This window comes from Blastopirellula marina (assembly GCF_002967715.1).
Classification (GTDB): Bacteria; Planctomycetota; Planctomycetia; order Pirellulales; family Pirellulaceae; genus Bremerella; species Bremerella marina_B.
Window position 1 is genome coordinate 1 of record NZ_PUIA01000082.1, and the last position, 559, is coordinate 559.

Sequence of the window (559 nt, forward strand, 5' to 3'; positions counted from 1 at the left end):
GGCAATGTCCGCGAGTAAAGATAGCGGCGAACAATTGCTCGATGACGTCTTCCTGGCCGACGATGACCTTCTGCAACTCTTGCTGCATCACCAGTCGCTGTTGCTTAAACTCTTGAAGTACTTCGCCAAGGTTGCGGGTTTTTGCCACGAAGCGATCCTCTACTGGGCTGAAATCACTGGCCGGCTACGGGTTGTCGAGACGAAGCCGATTACTCGGAGTGCGAACGGAAAATGCAATTTTGTCGCCCCCAAACGCCGAATGGCACTAAAATATGGGGATGCGTCCAGACAGCGTGATTTTAGAAATCCCAGCCGTCGGCGGCAACGTGTACGGGCGCTTCATCATCTGCGTTAACTATTGAAAAGTTAGATATTTATGTCGACCAACAATCGCAACGCAGCTAGCCTGTTTTCGATCTCTGGAAAGCTTACGCAGCTTGCCTATGCACCCTTGGCGGTTGTGACGATTGCGGCGACTTTGTCGATCAATTTGCTATCGGCTGCGGCGCAAGACGTGCGCCGCGGCGGCCAGGCGGTTACGCCGCAGCTGGTCAACGAG

At 53.8% G+C, this 559-nt stretch carries 1 protein-coding gene and 1 pseudogene; one reads left to right on the forward strand and one right to left on the reverse strand.

The annotated features are described in order from the left end of the window. Positions 1-148, reverse strand: a pseudogene (locus tag C5Y96_RS24945) (AAA family ATPase); the annotation flags it as partial. Between the two features lie 228 nt (positions 149-376). On the opposite strand from C5Y96_RS24945, the gene C5Y96_RS24950 reads away from it, so the two are divergent. Then, a partial coding sequence (locus tag C5Y96_RS24950) for a hypothetical protein (RefSeq protein WP_146115800.1) occupies positions 377-559 on the forward strand: 183 nt, incomplete at its 3' end.